Below are 25,283 nucleotides of genomic sequence, written 5' to 3'. Positions count from 1 at the left end.
CGGCAACCAGGATCAGCGGATCGGCTTGCCGTGGAGGGGCGAGCGCACGTGGATGATCTCGCTCGGGCCTTCGTGGATGACCTTGGCCGGCGGCACCGCCGGCACCAGCCGGCCGCTCCGGCGCGCATAGACCTGCCGCACCGACGACAGCTCGGCGAGGCGCTCGTAGAGGCGGCGGGGCGACAGCGGCTTGACGAGCACGTCGTTGGCGCCGAGATCCACCGCCGTCAGCATGCGGCGCTTGTCGGCATAGGCGGTCACCATGACGACGGCGAGCGTCGACACCCGCTCGTCGGGATGGCGGCGCAACAGATCGAGCAGCGCGGCGCCGTTGCCGGCCGTTCCGAGGTTCCAGTCGAGCAGAAGGACGTCGGGCGACTGCGTCATGACCATGGTGAGCGCTTCCGCCTCGGTCGCGGCCTGCAGGATGACGCGGACTCCGAAGGCGGTGAGCATCGTTTCCGCCAGTTTGCGGAAATAGGCGCTGTCGTCGACGATTCCGACGCGCAAAGCGTCGAGACGCACATAGGTACCTGGATCCAGCGGATCGATCATGAAGCGAAAAGTCCTTCGACAACAACTTCCTAGAGCGTCATATCTCTCCTTCCGGGCCTGAGGCTTGCCATGAAATGGAGAAAATTTGGTTTATGACGGCAACGTTTTCTGAACCACGATCGGGAGCAAAAAAGGGCGCCCCGCGAGAGGCGCCCTTTATTTTTCGATTGTATCGGTAAAAACGTCAGCCGACGATTTCGGTCTCGGAGAACCAGTAGGCGATTTCCGCGGCGGCCGTCTCTGGCGCATCGGAGCCGTGCACCGAGTTCTCGCCCATCGACAGCGCGAATTCCTTGCGGATGGTGCCGTCGGCCGCCTTCTCGGGGTTGGTGGCGCCCATCACTTCGCGGTTCCTGGCGATGGCGTTCTCGCCCTCGAGCACCTGCACGACGGTCGGCGCCGACGACATGAAGTCGACCAGCTCGTCGTAGAAGGGCTTGCCCTTGTGGACGGCGTAGAAGCCCTCGGCCTGCTTGCGGCTCATCCACACGCGCTTGGCGGCGACGACGCGCAGGCCGGCCGCCTCGAGCTTGGCGGTGATGGCGCCGGTAAGGTTGCGACGGGTCGCGTCGGGCTTGATCATCGAGAAAGTACGTTCGATCGCCATGAAAATCTGCCCCTCTATGGTTGGCGGCACGGCCGGGTCCGGTCGCGGCCGGATCATCTGGTCAGGCGGGCTTATAGCGGCGGCAGGAGAACGGGGCAAGCGCGGCAGAGCCCGGAGGGACGGCAAAGCCAGCCGCATGATCGCCCCGCGAACCACGACGCCATCGACTAGCGGATTAGGCTTTCCACAGCTTCGAATTGATCCAGATCAAGGAATCTGCCTCCGCCGGCCCTACTTTAGAATAGTTATTATTTTAGGGTGGGGAGGACTTCATGCTTAAGCATTGGATGCTCGCGGCGGTGATGACGTCGGCGGCCTTGACGCTGCCGGCGCAGGCCGACGCCTTGCGCGACCAGGCCGCCGAACAGTTCCAGGTGATCCCGTCGATGCTGCCGGCGGTCAACAACAACCCGATCACCAAGGCCAAGATCGATCTCGGCCGCGCCCTGTTCTTCGATCCGCGCCTGTCGGCTTCCGGCGTCTTCAGTTGCAATTCCTGCCACAACCTGGCGACCGGCGGCGACGACAACCTGGAGACGTCGATCGGCCACGGCTGGCAGAAAGGCCCGCGCAATTCGCCGACGGTGCTGAACTCGGTCCTCAACCAGGCGCAGTTCTGGGACGGCCGCGCCGAGGACCTCAAGGCGCAGGCCAAGGGGCCGATCCAGGGCAGCGTCGAGATGGCCAACACGCCCGAGAAGCTGCTCGCCACGCTGCAGAGCATGCCGGCCTATGACGACTGGTTCAAGCTCGCCTTCCCGGGCGACGCCGCGCCCGTCACCTTCGACAACTTCGCCAAGGCCATCGAGGCCTTCGAGGCGACGCTGCTGACGCCCGCCGCCCCCTTCGACCGCTGGCTCGAAGGCGACGACAACGCCATGACCGAGGTGCAGAAGACCGGCCTGAGCCTGTTCATGGAGAAGGGCTGCTCGTCCTGCCACTCCGGCGTCAATTTCGGCGGCCACGACTACTATCCGTTCGGCGTCGTCGAACGGCCGGGCTCCGACATCCTGCCCGAGAACGACAAGGGCCGCTTCGCGGTCACCAAGACGGCCGACGACGAATACGTCTTCCGCGCCGCGCCGCTGCGCAACGTCGCGCTGACCGCGCCCTACTTCCACTCCGGCAAGGTCTGGGACCTCAAGCAGGCCGTCGCCGTCATGGGGTCGGCCCAGTTGGGCGACGAGCTCACCGACGACGAGACCACCGCCATCGCCTCCTTCCTGACGGCGCTGACCGGCGAGCTCCGGCCCGTCGAATATCCGCTGCTGCCGGCGGAAACGGCGACGACGCCGCGGCCGACCGCCGAGGTCATCGCCCAGTAAGCCGCGATGAATCGAACGAAAGAGGGCCGGTCCCGTCGGGGCCGGCCTTTTTCATGCCCCGAGGCCGTCGGCCGCCGGCTTCAGGTGCGCCGTCAGGCCGGCGATGCGCTCGCAGAGCGGCGCAAGCGGGCTGCTGCGGCGCCAGGCAAGACCAATGGTGCGGTGCGGCTCTGGCTCGGAAAACCGGCGAAGACGCACGCGGCCGCCATCGAGCGGCGTCGCCGCGAGAAACAGTTCCGGCAGCAGCGTGATCCCCTGCCCCGCCGCCACCAGTTGCAGGATGGTGGCGAGCGAGGTGACGCCGGCCCGCGTCAGCCGCCGTGCGTCCAGGGCGCCGCAGGAGGCCAGCGTCTGGTCGCGCAGGCAATGGCCGTCCTCGAGCAGCAGCAGCGCCTCGGTGGGAATGTCGGCGGCCCTGTCGAAGGCGCCGAGCGACAGCGGCCCGGCCGCCGGCGTCGCCAGCAGGAAGGCGTCGCTGAATACCGGCGCTTCCACGAGATTCGGATCGCCGAGCGGCAGGCTGGCGATGACGACGTCGAGGCTGCCCTCCTGCAATTCGCCGACCAGGCCCGCCGTGACGGTTTCCCGCACGCCGACCTTCAACGCCGGGAACGCCTCGGCCAGGACCGGCAGCAGCTTGGGCAGCAGATAGGGACCGATCGATGGAATGATGCCGAGCCGCAGCGATCCCGTCGCCGGATCGGCGGCGGCGCGGGCAAGTGTTTCGAGATCCTCCACCTCGGCGAGGATGCGGCGGCCGCGCTCGACGACCTGATGGCCGGCCGGCGTCAGCCGGGCGCCGGTGGCGGCCCGTTCCACCAACTGGCAGCCGAGCGCCTCCTCGAGCTCGCGGATCTGGGCCGACAGCGCCGGCTGGCTGACCGCGGCCCGGTCGGCGGCCCGGCCGAAATGGCCCTCGGCGGCGAGCGCGTCGAGATAGCGCAACTGGCGCAGGGTGATCCTCATAGGGAAATCCTATCAGCCCGACCGGACAATGCAATTGGAATGATTCCAAAAAATGCCGTCATGTCGGTGGCAGCAAACTTCTTTCCGATCATCTCCCGACCGCCGCAGAAAGATCCGCCATGTCCGACAGACCGATCCAGACCACCACCGCCGGCGCTCCCGTCGCCGACAACCAGAATTCGCTCACCGCCGGCTCGCGTGGCCCGGTGCTGATGCAGGATTGGCAGCTCATCGAGAAGCTGGCCCACCAGAACCGCGAGCGCATTCCCGAGCGCGTCGTCCACGCCAAGGGCTGGGGCGCCTTCGGCGAGCTGACGGTGACGCGGGACATCACCCGCTACACCCGCGCCCGCCTGTTCTCCGAGGTCGGCAAGAAGACGCCGCTGCTTCTCCGCTTCTCGACGGTGGCCGGCGAGCTCGGCGCCGCCGACGCCGAGCGCGACGTGCGCGGCTTTGCCCTGAAGTTCTACACCGAGGAGGGCAACTGGGACATCGTCGGCAACAACACGCCGGTGTTCTTCGTCCGCGACCCGCTGAAGTTCCCCGACTTCATCCACACCCAGAAGCGGCACCCGCGCACCAACCTCCGCTCGCCCACCGCCATGTGGGACTTCTGGTCGCTGTCGCCCGAGAGCCTCCACCAGGTCACCATCCTGTTCTCCGACCGCGGCCTGCCGACCGACGTCCGCCACATCGACGGCTTCGGCTCGCATACCTATTCCTTCATCAACGAGGCCGGCGAGCGCTTCTGGGTGAAGTTCCACTTCAAGACGCTGCAGGGCCATCGCCACTACACCAACGCCGAGGCGGCGGAGGTGGTCGGTCGCAGCCGCGAATCGACGCAGGAAGACCTGTTCGGAGCGATCGAGGCCGGCGACTACCCGCGCTGGCGCTTCTACGTGCAGGTCATGCCAGAGCTCGACGCGGAGAAAACGCCCTACAATCCGTTCGACCTCACCAAGGTGTGGCCGCACGCCGACTATCCGCTGATCGAGGTCGGCACCTTCGAGCTCAACCGCAACGCCGACAACTATTTCGCCGAGATCGAGCAGGCCGCCTTCTCGCCGTCCAACATCGTGCCCGGCATCGGCTTCTCGCCCGACAAGATGCTGCAGGCCCGCATCTTCTCCTACGCCGACGCCCATCGCTACCGGCTCGGCACCCACTACGAGGCGCTGCCGGTCAACGCGCCGAAATGCCCCGTCCATCACTATCACAAGGACGGCGCCATGAACTTCATGCCCAACAAGCCCAATCCGGACGCCTATTACGAGCCCAACAGCTTCGGCGGCCCGCGTCAGGCGCCGGAATTCCGCGAGCCGCCGCTCGGGATCTCCGGCGACGCCGACCGCTACGACCATCGCGCCGGCAACGACGACTATTCGCAGGCGGCCGCGCTGTTCCGCCTGTTCGACGACGGCCAGCGGCAGCGACTTTTCGACAACATCGCCGCCGCCATGGCCGGCGTGCCGCTTGAAATCGTCGAGCGTCAGCTCGGCCATTTCGAGAAGGTCGATCCGGCCTATGCGGCGGGCGTCCGACAGACGCTGCGCATAGGAGCATTTTCGAGCGAAGCGGATACCGGTTCGCGCAAAGAAAATGCGTTGACTCAATAAGCGGAACGACGACGGGCCAATAAAAAACCCGGCCGGGAAACCGGCCGGGTTTGATTTTTGTCCGCACGCGCCTCGCTCAGGGCTTGGCGGCGTTGCCGGAGGCGGCGTTCTGGGCGTCGAGCAGCTTCTGCTGGGCTTCCTTGGCCTTGCGCTGCACCTCGGAGGCGAGCTGCTCGCGCTGGCGCTGCAGCGCCGCCGTGTCGATCGCCGGGCCTTCGTAGGACGAGGTGAAGCCGGTGAGCGAGATCGGGAAGTTCAACGCCTTCGCCTGCTGGTTCTGCGTGGTGATGATCAGGTCCTTGCCCTTCTTCATCGACGCGGTGAAATCGTCGGTGATCGGGATCTCGGCGAAGCAGGCGTTGGGCATGCAGATGGTGTACTTGCCCGGCACCTGAGTGTTCTGGTCGACCTGCACGCGGATGCCCGGCTGGATCAGCATGGCGACCGGCGTCTGCACCAGCAGGATCTTGCGCGTCTCGCCGTCAACCTCGCGCACGCCGGCCGACGCGAGGAACTGGCCGCTGTCGGTCCTGAGTTCGCGCACGGTGAAGCAGACCTGCTTCTTGGTGCGGGCATCTTCGCCGCACAGCTTGTTCCACGGGTTGTCGGCGGAGGAGCTGGCGGCCGCGCCACCGGCGGCGGGCGCAGCCGGCGCCGGAGCGGCCGGCTTGTCCTGGGCCAGGGTGGCCGTCGCCGACAGGAGCAGCGCCGCAACGCAACCCAGGGTTCGATAAGAAAAAACTGTTGCCATTCGCCCAATCCTTCGCATGCGTCGATCCGGAGGCACACATCTCTGGCGCTACCGATCGTCTGATTTCGATCGACTTGTCAACAGCACTTCGCGCAATCTGAACCCGAGGAAGCCTGCCGAAAGTGACTTTTCCCTGTCCTGCGGCACGCGGGGCGCACCCCACCCCCCGCCCGGACGCCGCAGAACCCGATGACGGCAAATTTGGGCAACACGGTGACCAGCGGCGACTTGCGGAAATTCGGCGGCCGGCCGGGCACTTCGGCGGTGGACCGAGCGCCGTCGGCGCCAAAAACCATCGGTCCGGACGGACGGACGTGTTAACGTCCCGGAAAGATTCGCTTCCGTACGGAGCCCGGTTTATGTCTGGCGTCATCAATCGCCGCGTCTTTTGTCTTGGCACCGTCGGCGCCGGCCTTCTCCTGTCGCTGCCGGCCCGCGCCGCGCCGACCCACGGCATCGCCATGCACGACGACCCCGCCCTTGCCGCCGACTTCGACCATCTTCCCTATGCCGATCCCGCCGCCCCGAAGGGCGGCACGTTCGCCCTCGGCTTTCCGGGCTCGTTCGACAGCCTCAATCCCTTCATCGTCAAGGGCAACGCGCCGCGCGGCCTTTCCGACGTGCTCTACGGCAACAACGTCTGGGATACGCTTCTCTACCGCTCGGCCGACGAGGCCTTCTCGCTCTACGGCCTGCTCGCCGAGGGCGTCGAGATGCCGGCCGACCGCAGTTGGGTGGAGTTCACGCTCGATGCCGCCGCCACCTTCGCCGACGGCGAGCCGGTGACCGTCGACGACGTGCTGTTCACCGTCGACCTCCTGAAGACCAAGGGCCGGCCGGTCTACAAGCGCCGCTTCGACAAGGTGGTGTCGGTCGACCGCATCGGCGAGCGCACCCTGCGCTTCTCCTTCGCCGACGGCTCCGACCGCGAGCTGCCGCTGCTGATCGGCGGCTACACGCCCATCCTGCCGCGGCACGCGGTGGACCCGGCCACCTTCGACCAGTCGTCGATGAAGCCGCTGATGGGCTCCGGTCCCTATCAGGTGGCCGGCGTCGACGAGGGCCGGCAGGTGGTGCTGAAGCGCAACCCGACCTACTGGGCGCGGGACTTGCCCATCAAGCGCGGCCTCGACAATTTCGACGAGATCCGCATCGAGTATTTCAAGGACGGCACCGCCTATTTCGAGGCCTTCAAGTCCGGCGCCTTCGACCTCTACATGGACAGCGATCCCGGTCACTGGGCCAAGGCCTACGACTTCCCGGCGGTCAGGGACGGCCGCGTCGTCATGGAAAAGGTAAAGACCGGCTCGCCCAAGGGCATGAGCGGCTTCGTCTTCAACACCCGCCGCGAGCTGTTCAAGGACGCCCGCGTGCGCGAGGCGCTGACCCTTTTGTTCGATTTCGAGGCGGTCAACCGCACGCTCTACTACGGCGCCTACGCCCGCAGCGGCTCCTATTTCGAAGGCTCCAGCCTGTCGGCGATCGGCATCCCCGCCTCCGAGGCCGAGAAGGCGCTGCTCGCCCCCTTCGAGGACCAGGTGAGGCCCGACGTCATGGCCGGCACCTACGCGCCGCCGGTCAGCGACGGCTCGGGCCGCGACCGCAAGGCGCTGCGCGCCGCCCTCGACCTTCTCGGCGAGGCCGGCTGGAAGCTCGACGGCCGGCGGCTGGTCGACGCCGGCGGCAGGCCCTTTGCCTTCGAGTTCATGGCCAAGGTGCCCGACGAGGAGCGCCTTGCCCTCGCCTATCAGGCGACGCTCCGGCTGATCGGCATCGACGTGTCGGTGCGGCTCGTCGATTCGACGCAATATTACGACCGCCAGAAGACCTTCGATTTCGACATGCTTCAGATGCTGTGGACGGCCTCGCTGTCGCCCGGCAACGAACAGGTGAACCGCTGGTCGCAGAAAGCGGCGGTCACCGAAGGCACCTTCAACTATGCCGGCGCGTCGAGCCCGGCCATCGACGCCATGATCGACGCGCTGCTCGCCGCCACCGGCCAGGCCGAGTTCGAAACCGCCGTGCGCGCCCTCGACCGCGTGCTGATATCCGGCTTCTATTGCGTGCCGCTCTTCCACCTGCCCGAGGATCTGGTCGCCCGCTGGACACGCATCCGCCGGCCGGACGCGACGGCGCTCACCGGCATTCAGCCGTCCGCCTGGTGGGCGGACGCCAAGTCCTGACGCCAAATCCTGGAACCGGGGGCAAACAGGGAAACGCCCGATGATCCTGACGTCCGAACACCGAACCGAAGCCTACGTCGCATCCGGCGCCTGGAATAACGTGACGCTCGGCGAATTGCTGCGCCGCTCGGCCGCCGCCGCGCCCGAGACGATCGCCTTCGAGGATGTCGGCGCCGGCGCCGTGCCGGGGCTTTCCGCCCGCTACGGCTTCGCCGAGGCCGAGAGGCGCGTCGACGGCCTCGCCGCCTTCTTCGCCGCCGTCGGCCTCAGGCCGGACATGGTGCTGGGCATCCACCTGCCACCCTGCGCCGACGCCGCCATCATCCTGTTCGCGGCGCTGAAGGCCGGCCTCGTGGTGGCGCCGCTGCCGGTCTACTGGACCAAACCGGAGATCGAGGCGGCCATCGAGGCGGCATCGATCAAGGCCATGGTCACCGCCTCGGAGATCGAGGACGAGCCGTCGGGCGAGCTGGTGCGCGACGTCGCCGCCGATACCTTCGCCATCCGCTTCGTCTTCGCGGTCGGCGACGGCCAGCCGGACGGCCTGATCGACCTTTCCGAAGTGCTCGCCGACGTCGAGGCGCTGGGGGCGCCGCCCGAGGTGGCGCGGCGCGGCGAGGCGGCCGACCACGTCGCCCTGCTCTCCATGGCGCGGACGCCCGACGACGAGCTGCTGATCGTCCCCTACAGCCACAACCAGCTTACGGCGATCGCCACCGGTCACCTGATCGAGGCCGGCATCGCCGGACCCGAGACCGTGCTGTCCACCATGCACCCGGCCAGCCTCGCCTCGGTGGCCGGCGCCATCGCCACGGCGCTGATTTCCGGCGGCCGCGTCGCCTTCCACCACGGCACCTCGCTCGCCGGCCTCGCCGCCGCGGTGGAGAGCGCCGGCGCGAGCCGCGTCGTGCTGCCGGAGGTGATGGTCGCCCCGCTCGCCGCCAGCCTCGACCGCGCCGTCGCCTTCTCGGCCGTCGGCGCCGGCCTCGGCCTCGCGCCGGCCCCGGCAGCCCGCACGGTCGACCTCGTCACGCTCGGCGGTCTCTGCCTGATCCCGCGCGCCCGCGATGCCACGGGCGGCACCGTGGCGCTGCCGGCCGGCGAGGCGCGCATGGGCGGCATCGACGCGGCGCCGGTGCTGTTCGAGGCGAGGATCAAGACCAGGGCCGCCGCCCGCAACCGCAAGGCCGACAGCGGCGAGCTGCTGCTGGGCGGCGCCGCCATTCCCGACGCGCCCTGGCCCGAGCCGCAGTCCGGCCGGCGGAGCGCCCTGCTCGGCGTCACCTCCGACGGCTTCCTGCGCACCGGCCTCGCCGCCGAGAAGCACGACGGACGGCTGCTGATCACCGGCACGCTCGGCGAGACCATCGGCATCGCCGGCATCACCGTGTCGCCGAAGCGGCTCGACGCGCTGTTCCGCGGCCATCCCGGCGTCGAGGACGCCGCCGTCTTCCCGATCGAGGCCGGCCCGGTCGGCCATCGCCTCGGCCTCGCGGTGGTGCCGAAGCCGGGCGAACGGCCGTCGCTGACCGAGCTGCTGATCTGGCTCGACGGCGAGGCGGCCGGCAAGCTCGACCGTCCGGCCGCGCTGGTGTCGGTGCCGGAAATCCCGCGCAACGCCGATGGCACCGTGCGCCGCGAGGCGCTGTTCCTTCAGGCCGTGGCGTGAGGTCGATCAGCTAACCCATTGAGATCTAACTAAGTTTACCCCTCTCCCTGGTCCCTCTCCCACGAGGGGCGAGGGGACGATGGGATTTGCCGACCCATTTTCCTCGCACGTCGGGCCTTCCATCCATGGGTAGACCAAAACCGCGTCCCCTCGCCCCTCGTGGGAGAGGGACCAGGGAGAGGGGTAAACCAACCTATTGGAATCGATGAGAAAATCGAAAAGGTGGGGACGCTTCATCCCCACCTTCGCTTGGCCACAGCTCATTTGGTAAGCTGCGGCGGGAAATCCACCGTGAAGTCCGAATAGTTCGGCGCCACGCCGAAGCTCGCCTCGCCGTCGCGGCCGGCGTATTTGTCGAGCAGCGTCGAGTAGGTGTAGTAGTGCATCTTCTTGGCGTCGGTATCGAACTCGATGAAGCGCAGCCAGCCGGCGCCGCCGTTGGCCGAGTCCGGCTTGCCGTCCGGGCCGATGGTGTTGCCCTGGTAATCCTGCACCGTCTGGTAGACCGGATAGCCGGCGTCGTTGGTGTCGACGCGCAGGTTCTGGCCCTGCGACACGCCGGCGACGGTCGGCGTCCAGTCGTGGCCGGCCAGCACCATGAAGATCTGCGGGGTCTTGCGGATGAACTTCTCCCAGGTTTCGTCCGGCGGCAGATTGGCGGCGCCGTCGAAATAGGCCTTGTAGTCGTTGGAGCGGGTGGTCTCGCCGGTGAAGTTGGGGTCGAGCCACTCGTGGATGGTCAGGATGGTCGGCAGCCCCTCGTTGGCGGCAATTACCTGCCTGGCCCAGTCGAGGTCGGCCGGCGTCGGCTCCATCTGCAAGCCGAGGTGCAGGAACTTGCGGCCGCCGGCCTCGAACACCTGATAGCTGTCCATGCCGTTGTTGTTGCCGCCGCCGTACCACGCCTTGCCGGCGAAATGGCGCGAAGCCGGGCCGAAATAGGCGTTCCACAGCGTGCCGCCGCGCAGCGGCCGGCTGGCGCCCGGGCCGTTCGGGGTGGTGTACCAGGAATAGTTGTCGTAGTCGTGGTTGCCCGGCACCATGCCGAAGGGGATGTCGGTCGCGCTCAGCACCGACACGGCGAGGTTGGCATAGTCCCACTCGGTGCGGGTGTCCCAGAGCGTGTACTGGCCGATGATGCCGGTGCGGAACTGGCCGTCGCCGTGCTGGACGATATCGCCGACGAAGGTGACGAAGGCGAGGTTCTTCTCCTTGCGGCTGTCGACCAGATACTGCATCTGCTGGATGAAGGTGTTGACGCCGCGCGGCTGCGGCAGCGTCACGTCGGTGTAGTTCTGCGTGTCGGACACCACGGCGACGGTGAACTTCTCGGCGCTGGCCGGGAAGACGCCGGCGGCGAGCATTGCGCCGAACACGGCGGCGGTCAATTCCGTGCGGAAACGAGCTGTCATGGCTTGCTCCTGAAAGAACTGTTCGAGCGAAGATTGCGAAAATCGGGTGCAATGCCTTGCCGGCCGGCAACCCCGCTGCCGGCAACCAGGCCGGACCGTGATAGCCGGCGACGGCGAACCGGTGGTGACCGTTGCATGAAGATTGGATGGCTGGCGTCGGACCGGACCGCTAGCGCCCTCGCCGCTCGCCTTCGAGCTTGCCGAGCATCTGCGCCCGCGCCGACGGCAGGTCGATCGCCCGGGGGCCGGCGACGTGTCGGTCGAGGAAGAAGCCGGTGAGCTTCAGCGCCGCCGCGACGTCGGCGGCGTCGGGCGTGTCGTCCGCCCCCGGCAGCAGGAAGGCGGGAAGGCTGAGCAGGCGGTCGGCGTAAGGGGCGCCGGCGTCGCCGCATACCGCCCGCGCCGACTTGGGGCTGACGAAGCGGAGATCGTCGGTCCGCCCCGTGGCGGCGCAGCGCGTCAGATCGAGCCCGAAGCCCAGCTCGTCGAGCAGCATCAGCTCGAAGCGGGCCACCAGCGCCGCCGATTGCAGGAAGCCGTCGAGATGGTCGAGCAGCGTGATCGCCGCCCGATAGAGGCCGGGATGCACCTCGCGCTCGGCCAGCAGGCGAAGGTGGCCGGCGACGATCTGCACGCCGAACACGCCGGCCGCGCTCTCCATCAGCCGCGCCGCCCGCGCCTCGGACAGCTCGACGGAAAACAGGCCGAGGTGGGTTTCGAGCCGCGCCCGCCAGGTGACCAAGAGCGAATTGCCGGCCTGCAGCACCGGCTGCAGCCGCCGCGAGCGCGCGCCCTTGACGAGGCCGAGATGACGGCCGTAGTCGGGCGTCATCACCTCGATCACCGCGCTGGTCTCCCCATGCGGACGAAGGCCGATCAGCAGCGCTTCCGACACCCATTCCATCGACGACGGTCTCAAATCACGCCGAGCTTTTCCTCGGCATCCTCACGCGACAGTAGCACGACGGCGCGCCCGAGCTGAGTGGCAAACCCCTGCCGCGCCAGCGTGGCGATCTCCCTGTTGAGGCCGTCGCGGTCCGGCCGCTCGCCCCGCCGCCACGGCCCGATCCGCCGGCGCCGGCAGAAGCGCAGCGCCGCCACCGTCTCGTCGGTGCCCTCGTCCTCGATGGCCGTCCGCGCCAGCTCGCCGTCGACGCCCTTGGCCCGCAGGCCGAGGGCGATCTTCAGGCGCGAGGCGCCCTTGCGGCGCGCCGAGGCGACGCGCGACGCCGCAAACCCCGCGTCGTCGAGAAGTCCGAGCTCGCGGAACTCGGACGTCAGCGCGGCGACGAGGTCGGCGGCGCGAGCTTCGCCGAGCGCCACATAGCCGGCCGTCTCCCAGCGCCTGAGCTTCCGGTCCATCAGCCCGGAAAAATGCGCTTCCGAAGCGGAATAGCGCTGCAAATAGGCAAAGCCAGAGCGGCGCAGCTTCTCCCTGAGCTTCTTCGGATCGGTCGGCGCCGCCCGGACGGGGGCGTCCGGCGCGTCGGCAATCCTGTCCCAGCCGTCGTCCCGGTTGCCGCTCACCGCCGGTCGTCCTCGTCCACCTCCGCCTCGGCCGACGGCCGCCCCTTGAAGCCCTTGGCGACCACATACATCTCGACGCTCTCCTGGCGCGACGACGGCGGCTTGAAGTGGAAGACCTGCGCGAAATTCTGCTTCAGCGTCGCCAAGAGCTCGTTCTCGGTGCCGCCGCGGAACACCTTGGCGACGAACGAGCCGCCGGGCCGCAGCACGTCGATGGCGAAGGCGGCCGCCACCTCGCAGAGATAGGTGGTCCTGAGGTGATCGGTCTTGTGATGGCCGGTGGTCGGCGCTGCCATGTCCGACAGCACGACATCCGGCGTATGGCCGCCGAGCGCCGCCATCAGCGCCTCCGGCGCGTCGTCGTCGAGAAAGTCCTTCTTGAGCAGCGCCACACCCGGCACGCCGTCCATTTCCAGATAGTCGATGCCGACCACCAGCGGATTGGCCGGCGTCGATCCGGTCTTCCTGGCCGCCACCTGGCACCAGCCGCCCGGCGCGGCGCCGAGGTCGACCACCCGGTTGCCGGGCTTCAGCAGGTGATATTTCTCGTCGATCTCGATCAGCTTGAAGGCGGCGCGCGAGCGCCAGCCCTCCTTGCGCGCCTTGACCACATAGGGGTCGTTGAGCTGGCGCTGCAACCAGCGCACCGACGAGGCGGTGCGGCCGCGCGCCGTCTTCACCTTCACCTTGAGGCCGGTCTCGGCCCGGCCTTTACCCTTGGACTTGTCTGGGCCCTTGGACTTGTCCGGGCCGGCCGGCTTGTCCCCGCCGGATTTTCCCTTGTCAGACATGCGCTTCCGTCCTTGCGGGCTGCGGCCGGCGGCGCCAGACGCCGTCGCGGGCCATGAGTTCGACCAGGATGCCCTCGCGCAGGCCGCGGTCGGCGACGCGCAGCCGCTGGCAGGGCCACTTCCTGCGGATCGCCTCGAGAATGGCGCAGCCGGCCAGCACCAGGTCGGCGCGGTCCGAACCGATGCAGGGATTGGCGACCCGCTGATCGTAGCCCATGTCGATCAGCCGGCGGATCATCTCGTCCACCTCGTCGCCGTCGAGCCAGACGCCGTCGACGCGGCGGCGGTCGTAGCGCTTGAGCCCGAGATGGATGCCGGCGAGCGTGGTGACCGTACCGGAGGTGCCCAGCATATGGGCGCCGCCCGAGGCGACCAGTTCGGCGGCGCCCTCCATGCCGTCGAACCCGTCGAGGAGCTCGCTCACCTCCTCGACCATGTCGCCATAGACTTCCGGCGTCACCACGTGGCCGCCGTGCCGTTCGCTGAGCGTCACGACGCCGACCGGCAGCGACGTCCAGCTCCTGATGAAACGGGTGAGCGCGAAGCCGCGCGCCTCGCCGCGCCGCCGGAGGTCGAGCCAGACCAGCTCCGACGAGCCGCCGCCGATGTCGAACAGCAGGACACCCTCGGAGCGCGGGTCGATCAGCGTGGCGCAGCCGGCGACGGCGAGCCGCGCCTCGGTCTCGCGGCTGACGATCTCCAGGCTGAGGCCGGTTTCGCGGCGCACCCGGTCGAGAAACAGCGGGCCGTTCTCGGCCTGGCGGCAGGCCTCGGTGGCGATCAGCCGCATCCGGCGCACCTTGAGATCGGCGAGCTTGCCGCGGCAGACGGCGAGCGCGTCGACGGCGCGGTCCATCGCCGCGTCGGACAGGCGGCCGGTGCGGCCGATGCCCTCGCCCAGCCGGACGATGCGCGAATAGGCGTCGATGACGCGAAAGCCGCGATCCTGCGGTTCGGCCACCAGGAGGCGGCAGTTGTTGGTGCCGAGATCGAGCGCCGCATAGAGCGGGCCGGTCGTCGCGCCGCGCCGGCCGTCGCGCCCGTGCGGGGCGTGACCGTGCGGGCCGTGGCCGTGATGGTGGGCGCCGTTGCCGGCAGCGGGCCGCGCCTCGCCGCCCTCCGCGTGCCGCTCGTTCCCCTTGCGCCGGTCGCCCTCGCGGCCGCGTCCCTCGTCGGGCCGTCCGTCCTCGCGGCCGGGCTTGCGCACGCCGCGCAGGGCGCCCTTGGCGGGGCCGCGCCGCCGCCGGCGCCGGGCGCCTTCCTCGCGCGGCTTTCCGGCCGGCGCCTCCGCCTTGTCGGATGTGGAAACAGGGGGCGAATCACTGCGCGCCGGCTGCGCGGTCGCCCGCTCCGGCTGCTTGTCGCCTGATGTCGGCGCATGTCCCACCGAGGTCCTGTCGCCCGCCGCGCCCGAACCGGACCGGCGTTTGCGGCGGCGTCTCGCCGCCCGCTTCGACAGGGCGCTGGACGCTCCGTCCGCCGCCGCGTTCGCGGCGGGGTCGGCACGTCCTCGCGTGGTATCTGCGCGGTCGCTTCGATCGCCCGCGTCACCCACTGAGATCACTCCGGCGCGCCGCGATCCGGGAGCCGATTCCCCTTGTCGGGGAAGCCGGCCTGTCATCCGCAACCGTTCCCTTCGGGACCGGCACGGGGGCTCGAGCGGCACGCATGCTCGTTTGTCGTCGGGTCGACAGTACCAGTTGCCGCCCGGAAAGGCTAGTGGACGCCGCGCATGGCCGCCGGCCGCGCCGAGCTTGGACGGAGAGGCGCGCCGCCGTCAGGGCAGCGGCGCGAAGGCATCGCCGCGCCAGACCTGCGGCGCGTAGCTCGCCTCGCGCCAATCGCCCTTGCCGTCGAACGTGACCTTGCCGAGCACGGTAGCGGCGCCGCTTTTGCGCAGGAAAGCCGCCGCGCCGGCAAGATCGCCGCCCTTGGCGAGCGCGGCGATCGCCGCCTCGGTGGCGGCATGGGCGGTGAAGACGGTGTCGGTCGGCATCAGCTGCCGCTCCTCGAGCGACAGGATGAGGTTCACCGCTTCGGGCCGCGTCTTGTCGACGAAGGGCAGGAAGAACACGGTGCCCTCGGCGGCGTCGCCGGCCAGCGCCTTGAATTCGGCGAGCGCCAGCGCCTCGTTGCCGATCAGCGCGGCGTTGAGGCCGCGCGTCCGCATCTCGCCGGCGATCACCGCCGCGTCGGCCTGCAGCGCCCCCGCCACCACCGCCGACACGGCGGCGTCCTGGATCTTGCCGATCAGATTGTTCTGGCTCTTCTCGCCCGGCGTGAAGGCCTCGGTCATGGCGACGGCGCCGCCATCGTCGGCGAACAGCTTGGCCGCCTGCTCGGCCAGCCCCTGGCCGTAGACGCTGCCGTCGTGGACGAAAGCGACGCGCTTGCCCTTGAAACGCTTGCCGAGGTAGTCGGCGATCGCCCGCGCCTCCCGGTCGGAGCGGATGGCCATGCGGAACACGCCGGCGCCGACCTTCTCGTCGGTGAGGCGCGGATTGGTGGCGGCCGTCGACAGGAACAGCACGCCGCCCCCGGCGTAGACGCGGGCGGCCGGCAAGGCCGCCGCCGTGCAGGCGTGGCCGATGACGGCCTTGACGCCCTTGCCGATCAACTGGTTGGCCACCGCGGCGCCGGTCTCGGCCTCGCATTTGTCGTCGACGGATACCGTGCGGATCTTCTCGCCGTTGATGCCGCCGCGCGCATTGGCCGCCGCCACGGCGATCTCGACGCCGGCTTTGATGTCGCGGCCGACGTCGGCGAAGCTGCCGCCCATCGGGCCGGCGATGCCGATCGTCACGTCGGCCCGCGCGGGTGACAGGGAAACGGCGGTGAGGACCGCGACCAGAAGACAAGCCCGACCAATGCCCACCATGACCAAATAAAGCCTTCTGCCGTCCATTCCGCCATCAGCAGCAATAGCAGCTTGGCCGTCAAAACGAAACGCCGCCGGAGAGATCCGGCGGCGCCCGATGAAGTTCGCTTGGTCCGACCGCCAGCGCGGCCGGCAAGCCGATTACTGCAGCATCTTGTAGGTGATCTTGCCGTCGTCGGCCTTGTACCACTGGTAGACGGTGTAGTCGGCGTCCTTGCGGTCGCCCTTCTCGTCATAGGCGAGCTCGCCGATGACGGTCGGGATGGTCTCGCCCTTGTGGACGGCGTCGGCCACCGCCTGCGGGTCGACCGAACCGGCCGACTTGGCGCCGGCGGCGATGATCTGCACGGCGGCGTAGCTGTAGAGCGTGTAGGCCTCGGGCTCGAAGCCGGCGTCGCGGAACTTCTTCACCGCCTCGGTGGCGGCCGGGTTCTGACGCGGGTCGGGGCCGAAGGTCATCAGCGTGCCCTCGACGGCCGGACCGCCGATGGCGGCGAACTCGTCGGAGGCGATGCCGTCGCCCGACATCATGGTCGCCGTGAGGCCGGCTTCCGACGACTGACGGGCGATCAGGCCGCCTTCGGTGTGCAGGCCGCCCCAGTAGATGACCTCGACGCCGGCCTGCTTCATCTTGGAGATCAGGGCCGAGAAGTCCTTGTCGCCGACGTTGACGCCTTCGTAGAGGGCCTCGGTGACGCCGGCGGCGTTGAGCGCCTTCTTGGTCTCGTCGGCGAGGCCCTGGCCGTAGGTGGTCTTGTCGTGCAGCACGGCCACCTTCTTGCCGGCCAGCTTCTCGGCGATGTACTTGCCGGCGACGGCGCCCTGCTGGTCGTCGCGGCCGCAGACGCGGAAGGTGTTCCACAGGCCGCGTTCGGTGAACGTCGGGTTGGTGGAGGCCGGCGTCACCTCGAGGATGCCGTTCTCGGCGTAGACTTCCGAGGCCGGGATCGACACCGACGAGTTGAAGTGGCCGACCACGAACTTGACGCCGTCGCCCACGAACTTGTTGGCGACCGAGACGCCCTGCTTGGGGTCCGACACGTCGTCGCCGAGCTCGATCACCACCTTCTCGCCGTTGATGCCGCCGGCCGCGTTGATGTCGGCGGCGGCCTGCTCGGCACCCTTCTGGAGCTGGGCGCCGAAAGCGGCGTTCGGGCCGGTCAGCGGACCGGCGACGCCGATGATGACGTCGGCCGAGGCGGCACCGGCGAAGGCGAGGCCCGCGGCGAACACGACGCCGGACAGGAGGAACTTCTTCATCTTGTGGTCTCCCATTTGTCTTTCACTGGAAGTCAAGCGGGTTCAAGCCCGAACCCAGGGTCTCAAAGCGGCGGCCGGCGGAGAAAACCCCTGCTCCCTGACCGGTCGCCACCCGGAACGCCTCTGCCGGGGCCGGATATCCGGCCGCGGCGATGTCGTTTCCGCTCAGCCGCGCCCCTTCCACGAGAAGGGACCGGTGATCTCATACAGCCAGTAATATTGCGTAGCCATTTGCCGGGCGCGCGTAAACTGGAATCCGGCGAAGGCGATGGCTTCCAGCACGATCGCGTCGACGATGTAATAGTGCGCCGACAGCAGCGTGCCGCTGAAGATCGAGAAATGGATGAAGCGGATGCCGATCGTCAGGATCGCGATGTAGACCGCCATGACGGCCCGCGGCCGCCAGGTCTTGGCGCAGGCGCGGCCGGTCATCCAGGCGCCGAGCCCGCCCAGGATCACCGTCACGAACAGGAAGGTGAGGCTCGATGCTTCTTCGTAGAGGATGCCCTGCATGTCCGTCCCCTCCCTCAGTGGGCGCCACCCTCGAGATACGCGGCGCGCACCTCGGGGTTTTCCAGAAGTTCGCGGCCGGAGCCGCTCATGGTGATGACGCCGTTGACCATCACGTAGCCGCGATGGGCGAGCTTCAGCGCGTGGAAGGCGTTCTGCTCGACCAGGAACACCGTCAGGCCATCGCGCTTGTTGAGCTCGCGGATGGCGTCGAAGATCTGCTTGACGATCAGCGGCGCCAGGCCGAGCGACGGTTCGTCGAGCATCAGGAGCTTCGGCCGGGCCATCAGCGCCCGGGCGATGGCCAGCATCTGCTGCTCGCCGCCCGACAGCGTGCCGCCGCGCTGGTTGATGCGTTCCTTGAGGCGCGGGAACAGGTCGAACATGTACTGGACGTCGGTGTCGAAGAACTCCATCTTGTCGATCGACGAGCCCATCTGCAAATTCTCGAGCACGGTCATGCGCGGGAAGATGCGCCGCCCCTCGGGCGACTGGGCGATCCTGAGGCGGGCGATCTCGTGGGTCGGCAGGCGGGTGATCTCCTGCCCGTCGTAGACGATCGAGCCTTCCCGCGCCCTCGGATTGCCGCAGATGGTCATCATCAGCGTCGACTTGCCGGCGCCGTTGGCGCCGATCAGCGTGACGATCTCGCCCTGGTGGACGTCGACGTCGACGCCCTTCAGCGCGATGATGTTGCCGTAATAGGTCTTGACGCCCCTGACGGTCAGAAGGGGCCTGCTGTCCGCGGCGCTCATGGCCTGCCCTCTTCGCTACCGGTCGTCTCGTCGAGCTCATGCTCGATCTCTTCCACTTCCTCGTCGTCGACGCCGAGGTAGGCGGCGATGACGCGCGGATCGTTCCGCGTCTCGGTGGGCGTGCCGTCGGCGATCTTGGTGCCGTATTCGAGCACGACGACGTGGTCGGAGATGCCCATCACCACGGACATGTCGTGCTCGATCAGCAGGATCGAGGTGCCGTCGTCCTTGCGGATGGAGAGGAGCAGCGCGTTGAGCTCGGCCGATTCGCGCGGGTTGAGGCCGGCCGCCGGCTCGTCGAGGCAGAGGAGGTCGGGACCGGTGCACATGGCGCGGGCGATCTCCAGGCGGCGCTGGGCGCCGTAGGGCAGATCGCCGGCCGGGTCGTCGGCGCGGCCGATCAGGCCGATCTTGTCGAGCCAGTAGCGGGCCCGGTCGATCGCCTCCTTCTCCTTGGTCCGGTAGCCGCCGATGCCGAGCACGCCGAGGATGGTCATCCCCGAGGCGATCATCAGCGGATTGTGCTGGGCGACGAGCAGGTTTTCCAGAAGCGTCATGCCCGAGAACAGGCGGATGTTCTGGAAGGTGCGCGCCACCTTGGCCTTGCGGGCGACGATGAAGTCGGGCAGCCGCTCGAGAAGATGCAGCGAGCCGTCCCGCGGCCGCATCGACATCATGCCGGTGGTCGGCTTGTAGAAGCCGGTGATGCAGTTGAACACCGTCGTCTTGCCGGCGCCGTTGGGGCCGATCAGCGCCGTGATGTCGCCCCGGCCGGCGGAGAAGCTGAGATCGTTCACCGCCACGAGACCGCCGAACCGCATGGTCAGATGCTCGACGGTGAGGACAGGATCGCTGTCCCAGGTCCTGAGTGAGGTCGTCATGTCAGCCGTGGCCTTCCTTCACGAGATCGCCGGACACCGTCTTTCGCTTGAACAGGAAAGCGGTTGGCTGACGGGCTGAGACGAAGCCTCTCGGCTTCCACACCATGATGATCACCATGGCGAGGCCGAACAGCAGCATGCGGTACTGGTCGGGATTGAAGTCGTTGCCGAACACCTTCTTCAGGAAGTCGAGCTCGCGCAGCAGCTCGGTGCCGCCGATCATCGCCACAGCCGCCAGCGCGACGCCGATCATCGACCCCATGCCGCCCAGCACCACGATGGCGACGATCACCGCCGATTCCATGAAGATGAAGGACTCGGGCGAGACGAAGCCCTGGCGGGCGGCGAAGAACGATCCGGCGAAGCCGCCGAACATGGCGCCGATGGCAAACGCCGTCAGCTTGGTGTTGGTGGTGTTGATGCCGAGCGAGCGGCAGGCCACCTCGTCCTCGCGCAAGGCCTCCCAGGCGCGGCCGATCGGCAGGCGGCGCAGCCGCATGGTGATGAAGGCGGTCAGGAGCGCCAGGAGCAGGATCAGATAATAGAGGAACACCTTGTAATAGGCCGAGGAGGCGGCGAGGTGGAACGCCTTGGCGAAGTTGTTGGGCGCGCTGACGTCGAACGAATAGATGCCGAACATCGTCACCTTGGGGATCGACGAGATGCCCGCCGAACCGCCGGAGAAATCCTTCCAGTTGATCAGCACCAGACGGATGATCTCGCCGAAGGCCAGCGTGACGATGGCGAGATAGTCGCCGCGCAGCCTCAGCACCGGGAAGCCGAGGATGACGCCCCAGAAGGCGGCGAGCAGGCCGGCCACCGGCAGCAGCACCCAGAAACTCAGGTGGAAGTTGATGGCGAGCAGCGAGTAGGAATAGGCGCCCACCGCGTAGAAGGCGACGTAGCCGAGATCGAGCAGGCCGGCGAGGCCGATGACGATGTTGAGGCCCCAGCCCAGCATCACGTAGATCAGGATCTGGACGCCGTAGTTGTCGACCCACTTGATCGACCCCTGCACCCCGAACAGCGAGATGATCAGGATCGGGTAGACGAACAGGAAGATCAGGCCGGTGACGGAGAGGCCCTTGGCGAACTTGGCCCGCGCCTCGAGCTCGGCCAGCGTCGCCGCCGCCTTGGTGCGGTTGCCGCGGGCCGCCACCCAGGGGTAGACGAAGGCCGACAGCAGGAAGCGGCCGATGCCGACGATGGCCGACAGCACGGCGGCAAGGCCGAGCCGGTTCTGCAGGATCAGCTCGTTCGACATGTTCTGGTCGGTCTTGAGACCGACCAGCGGCCCGAGCAGGGCGAAGGCGATGATGGCGACGATCACGCCATCCTTGAGGGCGCGGCCGAAATCGATGCCTGCCCCGTTGTTGGACTTCAAAGCTGAATTCATGGTCAGACCTTCTCGACTTCCGGACGCCCGAGCAGGCCCTGCGGCATGAAGATCAGCACGATGACCAGGATGGAGAAGGCGGCGACGTTCTGATAGTCGGCCGACACGTATTGCCCCCACAGCGTCTCGATCAGGCCGATCAAGAGCCCACCGAGAACCGCGCCCGGCAGCGAGCCGATGCCGCCGAGAACCGCCGCCGTGAACGCCTTGACGCCCGGCGTGAAGCCGTCGGAGAACACCACGACGCCGTAGTACATCAGGAACAGCGTGCCGGCGACGGCGGCCAGCGCCGCGCCGATGACGAAGGTGAGCGAGATGGTGCGGTCGACGTTGACGCCGAGCAGCGCCGCCATCTTGCGGTCCTGCTCGCAGGCGCGCTGCGCCCGGCCGAGCGCCGTCTTCTGCACCACGTACCAGAAGGCGGCGAGCAACAGCGCCGTCACCACCCAGATGATGATCTGCTTCAGGGAAATGTTGACCGGATAGCCGTTCGTCCCCTGCCAGAGCGTGTAGACCTCGCGGGTCACCGGCGGGATCGGCTTGTTGCGCGGGCCCTGGGCGACCTGGATGAAGTTGGACAGCACGATCGACATGCCGATGGCCGAGATCAGCGGCGCCAGGCGGAACGATCCTCTGAGCGGCGCGTAGGCGACCCGTTCGATCGCCCAGACGAGCAATCCGGTCAGCACCATCGACACCACCATCACCAGGATCAGCGCCAAGGTCATCGAGGCGATGCCGAACCACGAGGTCAGCACCAGGAGAAAGATCAGCGCGAAGAAGGCAGACACCATGAACACATCGCCATGGGCGAAATTCACCATGCCGATGATGCCGAACACCATGGTGTAACCAATGGCGATCAGACCATACAGCGATCCAATGGTGATCCCATTGATCACCTGCTGGACGAAAACTTCCATGAAATTGAGACCCCCTGCAGTCGCCCCGTGGCAGCATTTTCGTGGCTGCTTCATTTGTGGGCGTTATGGATTCCATTAACAGGATCGATTGATCAACACAACCGAGCCCCTTGTCATTCCATCCGGAATCCCTCCTCGTAAAGAAAACGCCGGCAAATTCCGCTGATATCCGGAGGATATCACCACTCATGTCGATTTTCCCGGTGATTTACGCGTAATCTCCGGAAAGGCTCGATCAAAGTGCCAGCCGCACCCCGCCTGGCCCATGCAAGAAGTTTGCCGTTTTTGCCGTGGCAGTAATATGGGGGGTCCGCCCGCCGTTCGGTTCGTGATAAGCCTAAGGAGATCAACGGATTCGCTTTGCGAGGGCAAGGATGGCAACCGACAGCACCGCCGACCGCGGTTTCGCGGCACAGCAAAGCGCCACCGCCGCCGCGCAGTCGGTCGCCAGCGAGGCGTTCCGCGACGCCATCGCCCGCCTTCCCTCGGGCGTCAACATCGTCACCACCGCCGGCCCGGCGGGAAAAGCCGGCTTCACGGCCACCGCCGTCGCCTCGGTGTCCGACGATCCGCCCACCGTCGTGGTCTGCCTCAACCGCAAGAGCCCGCAAAACGGGCTGATGCAGGAAAATGCCCAGTTCTCGATCAATCTGCTACCCAAAGATGCAGTGACGCTGGCCAACATTTTTGCCGGCCGGACCGGCCTGCACCTGGAAGATCGGTTCCGGCACGGCGACTGGACCACGCTTTCCACCGGCTCGCCGGTGCTGGCCGGAGCCGTCATGGCGCTCGACTGCCGCCTCCTGTCCTTCCAGGACGTCGGCTCGCACACCGTCTACTTCGGCACGGTGATCGCCACCACGACCAAGCCGCGCGATCCCGAGGGCGCCAAGGAAGTGCTGATCTACCACGATCGCCACTACGGCGAGGCCTGAATTCATCGGAAAGATCAGTAGCTTGGCTGGCTTTTCGGAATCAAGGCGCGAAACGCCGATCAGGCGGCCGGATTTCGCCGTTCCGACTCAGGTTGAGCCCTCCCGTCCTTCCTGCTAAACCGCGCGCCATCCCCTCAAGAGAAGGCCGAGCCATGATCCCGCGCTATGCCCGCCCCGAGATGACCGCCATCTGGAGCCAGGAAACCAAGTTCCGCATCTGGTTCGAGATCGAGGCGCATGCCACCGACGCGCTCGCCGCCCTCGGCGTGGTGCCGAAGGAAGCGGCGAAGACCATCTGGGAGAAGGGCGGCACGGCCAGGTTCGACGTCGACCGCATCGACGAGATCGAGCGCGTCACCAAGCACGACGTCATCGCCTTCCTGACCCATCTCGCCGAGTTCGTCGGCCCCGACAGCCGCTTCGTCCACCAGGGCCTCACCTCGTCGGACGTGCTCGACACCTGCTTCAGCGTCCAGCTGAAGCGGGCCGCCGACCTGTTGATCGCCGACGTCGACGCCCTGCTCGCCGCGCTGAAGCGGCGGGCCAAGGAGCACAAGCGCACCGTCTGCATCGGCCGCAGCCACGGCATCCACGCCGAGCCGGTCACCTTCGGCCTGAAGATGGCCGAGGCCTATGCCGAATTCGACCGCTGCCGCGCCCGCCTCGTCGCCGCCCGCGAGGAGATCGCCACCTGCGCCATCTCCGGCGCCGTCGGCACCTTCGCCAACATCGACCCGCGCGTCGAGATCCACGTCGCCGAGGCGCTCGGCCTTAGGCCGGAGCCGGTGTCGACGCAGGTCATCCCGCGCGACCGCCACGCCATGTTCTTCGCGACGCTCGGCGTCGTCGCCTCGTCGGTCGAACGCCTGGCCATCGAGATCCGCCACCTGCAGCGCACCGAGGTGCTGGAGGCCGAGGAGTATTTCTCGCCCGGCCAGAAGGGCTCGTCGGCCATGCCGCACAAGCGCAACCCGGTGCTGACCGAAAACCTCACCGGCCTCGCCCGCGTGGTGCGCGCCGCCGTGACGCCGGCCCTCGAGGACGTCGCCCTCTGGCACGAGCGCGACATCTCGCATTCCTCGGTGGAGCGCTACATCGGCCCGGACGCCACCATCACTCTCGACTTCGCCCTCGCCCGCCTGACCGGCGTCGTCGACAAGCTCTTGGTCTACCCCGAGCGCATGGTCGCCAACATGGACCGGCTCGGCGGCCTCGTTCATTCGCAGCGCATTCTCCTGGCCCTGACCCAGGCCGGCGTGTCGCGCGAGGATGCCTACCGGCTCGTCCAGCGCAACGCCATGAAGGTCTGGGAGAGCTACCACCACGGCGGCAGCTCGACCGTCGACTTCCTCAGCGAGCTCCTGAAAGATCCCGAGGTGCGGGCCGCCCTCTCCGAGGAGGAGATCCGCGACAAGTTCGACCTCGACTATCACCTGAAGCACGTCGAGACGATCTTCGCCCGCGTGTTCGGCGAATAAGCGCGGCGCCGGCGCTTCCACCTGAATCGAAACATGAAGACGGCCGGGCGGCATACCTGCCCGGCCTTTTTATGCGTCCGGATTCTGAATAGCAGGACCTTGAATCAATGTCTCAGCTTCCGCCCGGCCGTCGCAACGTCCGCCGGCAAGCCGTTGATTCGACTCCTCATAACGGCTTGACTCTCTACATGAACGGCAGGCCGCGGCGACCTCGGGACGGCGGAGGACGAACATGCTGCCGTGCCCCGCTCCGGCGGACGCGGCTGCCTTGCTTTTCAAGGGAATCCCGGTCAAGTTTCCGGCATGAAAACCTCGGAATGCGACATCCTCATCGTCCCCGGCTGGAATAATTCCGGTCCCGACCACTGGCAGAGCCGCTGGGAAAAGCGCCTGCCGACGGCGCGCCGCGTCGCCCAGCGCGACTGGACCCGGCCCGACCGCGACGCCTGGGTGTCGGCGCTCGGCATCGCCATCGGCAAGGCGAGCCGGCCGGTGGTGCTGGTCGCCCATTCGCTCGGCGTCGCCACGGTGATCCATGCCGCGCCCTATGTCGGACGCAAGGTGGCGGCCGCCTTCCTGGTCGGCCTGCCCGACGTCGACCGTCTCGAGGAGCCGGAGATCAGGAGCTTCGCCGGCCTCTCCACCGATCCCCTGCCCTTCCCGTCGATGCTGGTGGCGAGCCGCGACGATCCCTATTGCGTCTTCGAGCGGGCCGACGAATACGCCGCCGCCTGGGGGTCGGACTTCGTCGACGCGGGTTTTGCCGGCCACATCAACGGCGACACCGGCTACGGCCCCTGGCCGGAGGGACTGACGCGCTTCGCCATGCTGCTGAAGCGGGCCAGCGCGCCGGCGGCGCCCTGAG

At 67.8% G+C, this 25,283-nt stretch carries 22 protein-coding genes and 1 pseudogene; 7 read left to right on the top strand and 16 right to left on the bottom strand.

Annotated elements, in window-relative coordinates; genetic code table 11:
• Window positions 1–12: 12 nt before the first annotated feature.
• Window positions 13–555: a response regulator gene (locus CJ014_RS01725; protein WP_100078787.1), complete on the bottom strand. Its 543-nt coding sequence runs from the start codon at window positions 553–555 to the stop codon at window positions 13–15.
• Between the two features lie 184 nt (window positions 556–739).
• Window positions 740–1,162 carry a nucleoside-diphosphate kinase gene (gene ndk, locus CJ014_RS01720; RefSeq protein WP_100078786.1) on the bottom strand — a complete coding sequence of 141 codons (423 nt, stop codon included), beginning with the start codon at window positions 1,160–1,162 and terminating at the stop codon, window positions 740–742.
• A gap of 272 nt (window positions 1,163–1,434) precedes the next feature.
• Between ndk and CJ014_RS01715 the strand changes: the two genes are divergently transcribed.
• The gene (locus CJ014_RS01715; protein WP_245426971.1) at window positions 1,435–2,487 is read left to right on the top strand and encodes a cytochrome-c peroxidase; all 1,053 of its coding nucleotides are present in this window, start codon (window positions 1,435–1,437) and stop codon (window positions 2,485–2,487) included.
• Between the two features lie 51 nt (window positions 2,488–2,538).
• On the opposite strand, the gene CJ014_RS01710 is transcribed toward CJ014_RS01715, so the two are convergent.
• Complete coding sequence (locus tag CJ014_RS01710) at window positions 2,539–3,453, bottom strand: LysR substrate-binding domain-containing protein (RefSeq protein WP_100078784.1); 915 nt, start codon at window positions 3,451–3,453, stop codon at window positions 2,539–2,541.
• Between the two features lie 119 nt (window positions 3,454–3,572).
• Between CJ014_RS01710 and CJ014_RS01705 the strand changes: the two genes are divergently transcribed.
• The gene (locus CJ014_RS01705; RefSeq protein ID WP_100078783.1) at window positions 3,573–5,069 is read left to right on the top strand and encodes a catalase; all 1,497 of its coding nucleotides are present in this window, start codon (window positions 3,573–3,575) and stop codon (window positions 5,067–5,069) included.
• Window positions 5,070–5,145: 76 nt separating this feature from the next.
• Here the strand turns inward: CJ014_RS01705 and CJ014_RS01700 are convergent, their stop codons facing one another.
• Window positions 5,146–5,820 (bottom strand): invasion associated locus B family protein, encoded by a 675-nt coding sequence (locus CJ014_RS01700; protein WP_100078782.1) that lies wholly within the window; start codon window positions 5,818–5,820, stop codon window positions 5,146–5,148.
• A 359-nt stretch (window positions 5,821–6,179) separates the two neighbouring features.
• Between CJ014_RS01700 and CJ014_RS01695 the strand changes: the two genes are divergently transcribed.
• Window positions 6,180–8,003 (top strand): extracellular solute-binding protein, encoded by a 1,824-nt coding sequence (locus tag CJ014_RS01695; RefSeq protein ID WP_100078781.1) that lies wholly within the window; start codon window positions 6,180–6,182, stop codon window positions 8,001–8,003.
• 40 nt (window positions 8,004–8,043) lie between these two features.
• Entirely contained in the window at window positions 8,044–9,672 is a 1,629-nt protein-coding gene (locus CJ014_RS01690) for an AMP-binding protein (protein ID WP_100078780.1), read from the top strand.
• A 260-nt stretch (window positions 9,673–9,932) separates the two neighbouring features.
• On the opposite strand, the gene CJ014_RS01685 is transcribed toward CJ014_RS01690, so the two are convergent.
• The 12 genes and pseudogenes from CJ014_RS01685 to CJ014_RS01630 form a co-directional block, all read right to left on the bottom strand.
• Window positions 9,933–11,084, bottom strand: coding sequence for a metallophosphoesterase (locus CJ014_RS01685; protein WP_245426968.1), 1,152 nt, complete (start codon window positions 11,082–11,084; stop codon window positions 9,933–9,935).
• Window positions 11,085–11,253: 169 nt separating this feature from the next.
• Complete coding sequence (gene recO, locus CJ014_RS01680; RefSeq protein ID WP_100078779.1) at window positions 11,254–11,988, bottom strand: DNA repair protein RecO; 735 nt, start codon at window positions 11,986–11,988, stop codon at window positions 11,254–11,256.
• Window positions 11,989–11,999: 11 nt separating this feature from the next.
• Window positions 12,000–12,611, bottom strand: coding sequence for a RecX family transcriptional regulator (locus CJ014_RS01675; protein ID WP_100078778.1), 612 nt, complete (start codon window positions 12,609–12,611; stop codon window positions 12,000–12,002).
• Entirely contained in the window at window positions 12,608–13,402 is a 795-nt protein-coding gene (locus CJ014_RS01670) for an RlmE family RNA methyltransferase (RefSeq protein ID WP_100078777.1), read from the bottom strand. The genes CJ014_RS01675 and CJ014_RS01670 overlap by 4 nt, the downstream gene beginning before the upstream one ends.
• The gene (locus tag CJ014_RS01665) at window positions 13,395–14,861 is read right to left on the bottom strand and encodes a Ppx/GppA phosphatase family protein (RefSeq protein WP_425351893.1); all 1,467 of its coding nucleotides are present in this window, start codon (window positions 14,859–14,861) and stop codon (window positions 13,395–13,397) included. The genes CJ014_RS01670 and CJ014_RS01665 overlap by 8 nt, the downstream gene beginning before the upstream one ends.
• Before the next feature lie 318 nt (window positions 14,862–15,179).
• Window positions 15,180–16,280, bottom strand: a complete 1,101-nt coding sequence (locus CJ014_RS01660; RefSeq protein ID WP_165790713.1) for a branched-chain amino acid ABC transporter substrate-binding protein — start codon at window positions 16,278–16,280, stop codon at window positions 15,180–15,182.
• A 141-nt stretch (window positions 16,281–16,421) separates the two neighbouring features.
• Window positions 16,422–17,540, bottom strand: a complete 1,119-nt coding sequence (locus CJ014_RS01655) for a branched-chain amino acid ABC transporter substrate-binding protein (RefSeq protein ID WP_100078774.1) — start codon at window positions 17,538–17,540, stop codon at window positions 16,422–16,424.
• 165 nt (window positions 17,541–17,705) lie between these two features.
• Window positions 17,706–18,053: a DUF6867 family protein gene (locus tag CJ014_RS01650; RefSeq protein ID WP_100078773.1), complete on the bottom strand. Its 348-nt coding sequence runs from the start codon at window positions 18,051–18,053 to the stop codon at window positions 17,706–17,708.
• Window positions 18,054–18,067: 14 nt separating this feature from the next.
• Window positions 18,068–18,805 (bottom strand): ABC transporter ATP-binding protein, encoded by a 738-nt coding sequence (locus CJ014_RS01645; RefSeq protein ID WP_100078772.1) that lies wholly within the window; start codon window positions 18,803–18,805, stop codon window positions 18,068–18,070.
• A 26-nt stretch (window positions 18,806–18,831) separates the two neighbouring features.
• Window positions 18,832–19,686 (bottom strand): annotated as a pseudogene (locus tag CJ014_RS01640) (ABC transporter ATP-binding protein); the annotation flags it as partial.
• A gap of 1 nt (window position 19,687) precedes the next feature.
• Window positions 19,688–21,082: a high-affinity branched-chain amino acid ABC transporter permease LivM gene (gene livM, locus CJ014_RS01635; protein WP_100078770.1), complete on the bottom strand. Its 1,395-nt coding sequence runs from the start codon at window positions 21,080–21,082 to the stop codon at window positions 19,688–19,690.
• A 2-nt stretch (window positions 21,083–21,084) separates the two neighbouring features.
• Window positions 21,085–22,005, bottom strand: coding sequence for a branched-chain amino acid ABC transporter permease (locus CJ014_RS01630; protein ID WP_100078769.1), 921 nt, complete (start codon window positions 22,003–22,005; stop codon window positions 21,085–21,087).
• 374 nt (window positions 22,006–22,379) lie between these two features.
• Here CJ014_RS01630 and CJ014_RS01625 point away from each other — a divergent pair, with 374 nt between their 5' ends.
• From CJ014_RS01625 to CJ014_RS01615, 3 genes are all read left to right on the top strand, one after another.
• Window positions 22,380–22,940: a flavin reductase gene (locus CJ014_RS01625; RefSeq protein ID WP_100078768.1), complete on the top strand. Its 561-nt coding sequence runs from the start codon at window positions 22,380–22,382 to the stop codon at window positions 22,938–22,940.
• 152 nt (window positions 22,941–23,092) lie between these two features.
• Window positions 23,093–24,418 carry an adenylosuccinate lyase gene (gene purB, locus CJ014_RS01620; protein WP_100078767.1) on the top strand — a complete coding sequence of 442 codons (1,326 nt, stop codon included), beginning with the start codon at window positions 23,093–23,095 and terminating at the stop codon, window positions 24,416–24,418.
• 303 nt (window positions 24,419–24,721) lie between these two features.
• Entirely contained in the window at window positions 24,722–25,282 is a 561-nt protein-coding gene (locus CJ014_RS01615; RefSeq protein ID WP_100078766.1) for an RBBP9/YdeN family alpha/beta hydrolase, read from the top strand.
• The last annotated feature ends 1 nt before the right edge of the window (window position 25,283 follow it).

The organism is Pleomorphomonas carboxyditropha (genome assembly GCF_002770725.1).
In the GTDB taxonomy this organism is placed as follows: Bacteria; Pseudomonadota; Alphaproteobacteria; order Rhizobiales; family Pleomorphomonadaceae; genus Pleomorphomonas; species Pleomorphomonas carboxyditropha.
This window is presented reverse-complemented; position numbering and strand designations above follow the sequence as displayed.

Excerpts from the sequence above, each read along its gene's own strand:
- CJ014_RS01725 (WP_100078787.1), bottom strand. The coding sequence starts at position 555 with ATGATCGATCCGCTGGATCCAGGTACCTATGTGCGTCTCGACGCTTTG.
- ndk (WP_100078786.1), bottom strand. The coding sequence starts at position 1,162 with ATGGCGATCGAACGTACTTTCTCGATGATCAAGCCCGACGCGACCCGT.
- CJ014_RS01715 (WP_245426971.1), top strand. The coding sequence starts at position 1,435 with ATGCTTAAGCATTGGATGCTCGCGGCGGTGATGACGTCGGCGGCCTTG.
- CJ014_RS01710 (WP_100078784.1), bottom strand. The coding sequence starts at position 3,453 with ATGAGGATCACCCTGCGCCAGTTGCGCTATCTCGACGCGCTCGCCGCC.
- CJ014_RS01705 (WP_100078783.1), top strand. The coding sequence starts at position 3,573 with ATGTCCGACAGACCGATCCAGACCACCACCGCCGGCGCTCCCGTCGCC.
- CJ014_RS01700 (WP_100078782.1), bottom strand. The coding sequence starts at position 5,820 with ATGGCAACAGTTTTTTCTTATCGAACCCTGGGTTGCGTTGCGGCGCTG.
- CJ014_RS01695 (WP_100078781.1), top strand. The coding sequence starts at position 6,180 with ATGTCTGGCGTCATCAATCGCCGCGTCTTTTGTCTTGGCACCGTCGGC.
- CJ014_RS01690 (WP_100078780.1), top strand. The coding sequence starts at position 8,044 with ATGATCCTGACGTCCGAACACCGAACCGAAGCCTACGTCGCATCCGGC.
- CJ014_RS01685 (WP_245426968.1), bottom strand. The coding sequence starts at position 11,084 with ATGACAGCTCGTTTCCGCACGGAATTGACCGCCGCCGTGTTCGGCGCA.
- recO (WP_100078779.1), bottom strand. The coding sequence starts at position 11,988 with ATGGAATGGGTGTCGGAAGCGCTGCTGATCGGCCTTCGTCCGCATGGG.
- CJ014_RS01670 (WP_100078777.1), bottom strand. The coding sequence starts at position 13,402 with ATGTCTGACAAGGGAAAATCCGGCGGGGACAAGCCGGCCGGCCCGGAC.
- CJ014_RS01660 (WP_165790713.1), bottom strand. The coding sequence starts at position 16,280 with ATGGTGGGCATTGGTCGGGCTTGTCTTCTGGTCGCGGTCCTCACCGCC.
- CJ014_RS01655 (WP_100078774.1), bottom strand. The coding sequence starts at position 17,540 with ATGAAGAAGTTCCTCCTGTCCGGCGTCGTGTTCGCCGCGGGCCTCGCC.
- CJ014_RS01650 (WP_100078773.1), bottom strand. The coding sequence starts at position 18,053 with ATGCAGGGCATCCTCTACGAAGAAGCATCGAGCCTCACCTTCCTGTTC.
- CJ014_RS01645 (WP_100078772.1), bottom strand. The coding sequence starts at position 18,805 with ATGAGCGCCGCGGACAGCAGGCCCCTTCTGACCGTCAGGGGCGTCAAG.
- livM (WP_100078770.1), bottom strand. The coding sequence starts at position 21,082 with ATGAATTCAGCTTTGAAGTCCAACAACGGGGCAGGCATCGATTTCGGC.
- CJ014_RS01630 (WP_100078769.1), bottom strand. The coding sequence starts at position 22,005 with ATGGAAGTTTTCGTCCAGCAGGTGATCAATGGGATCACCATTGGATCG.
- CJ014_RS01625 (WP_100078768.1), top strand. The coding sequence starts at position 22,380 with ATGGCAACCGACAGCACCGCCGACCGCGGTTTCGCGGCACAGCAAAGC.
- purB (WP_100078767.1), top strand. The coding sequence starts at position 23,093 with ATGATCCCGCGCTATGCCCGCCCCGAGATGACCGCCATCTGGAGCCAG.
- CJ014_RS01615 (WP_100078766.1), top strand. The coding sequence starts at position 24,722 with ATGAAAACCTCGGAATGCGACATCCTCATCGTCCCCGGCTGGAATAAT.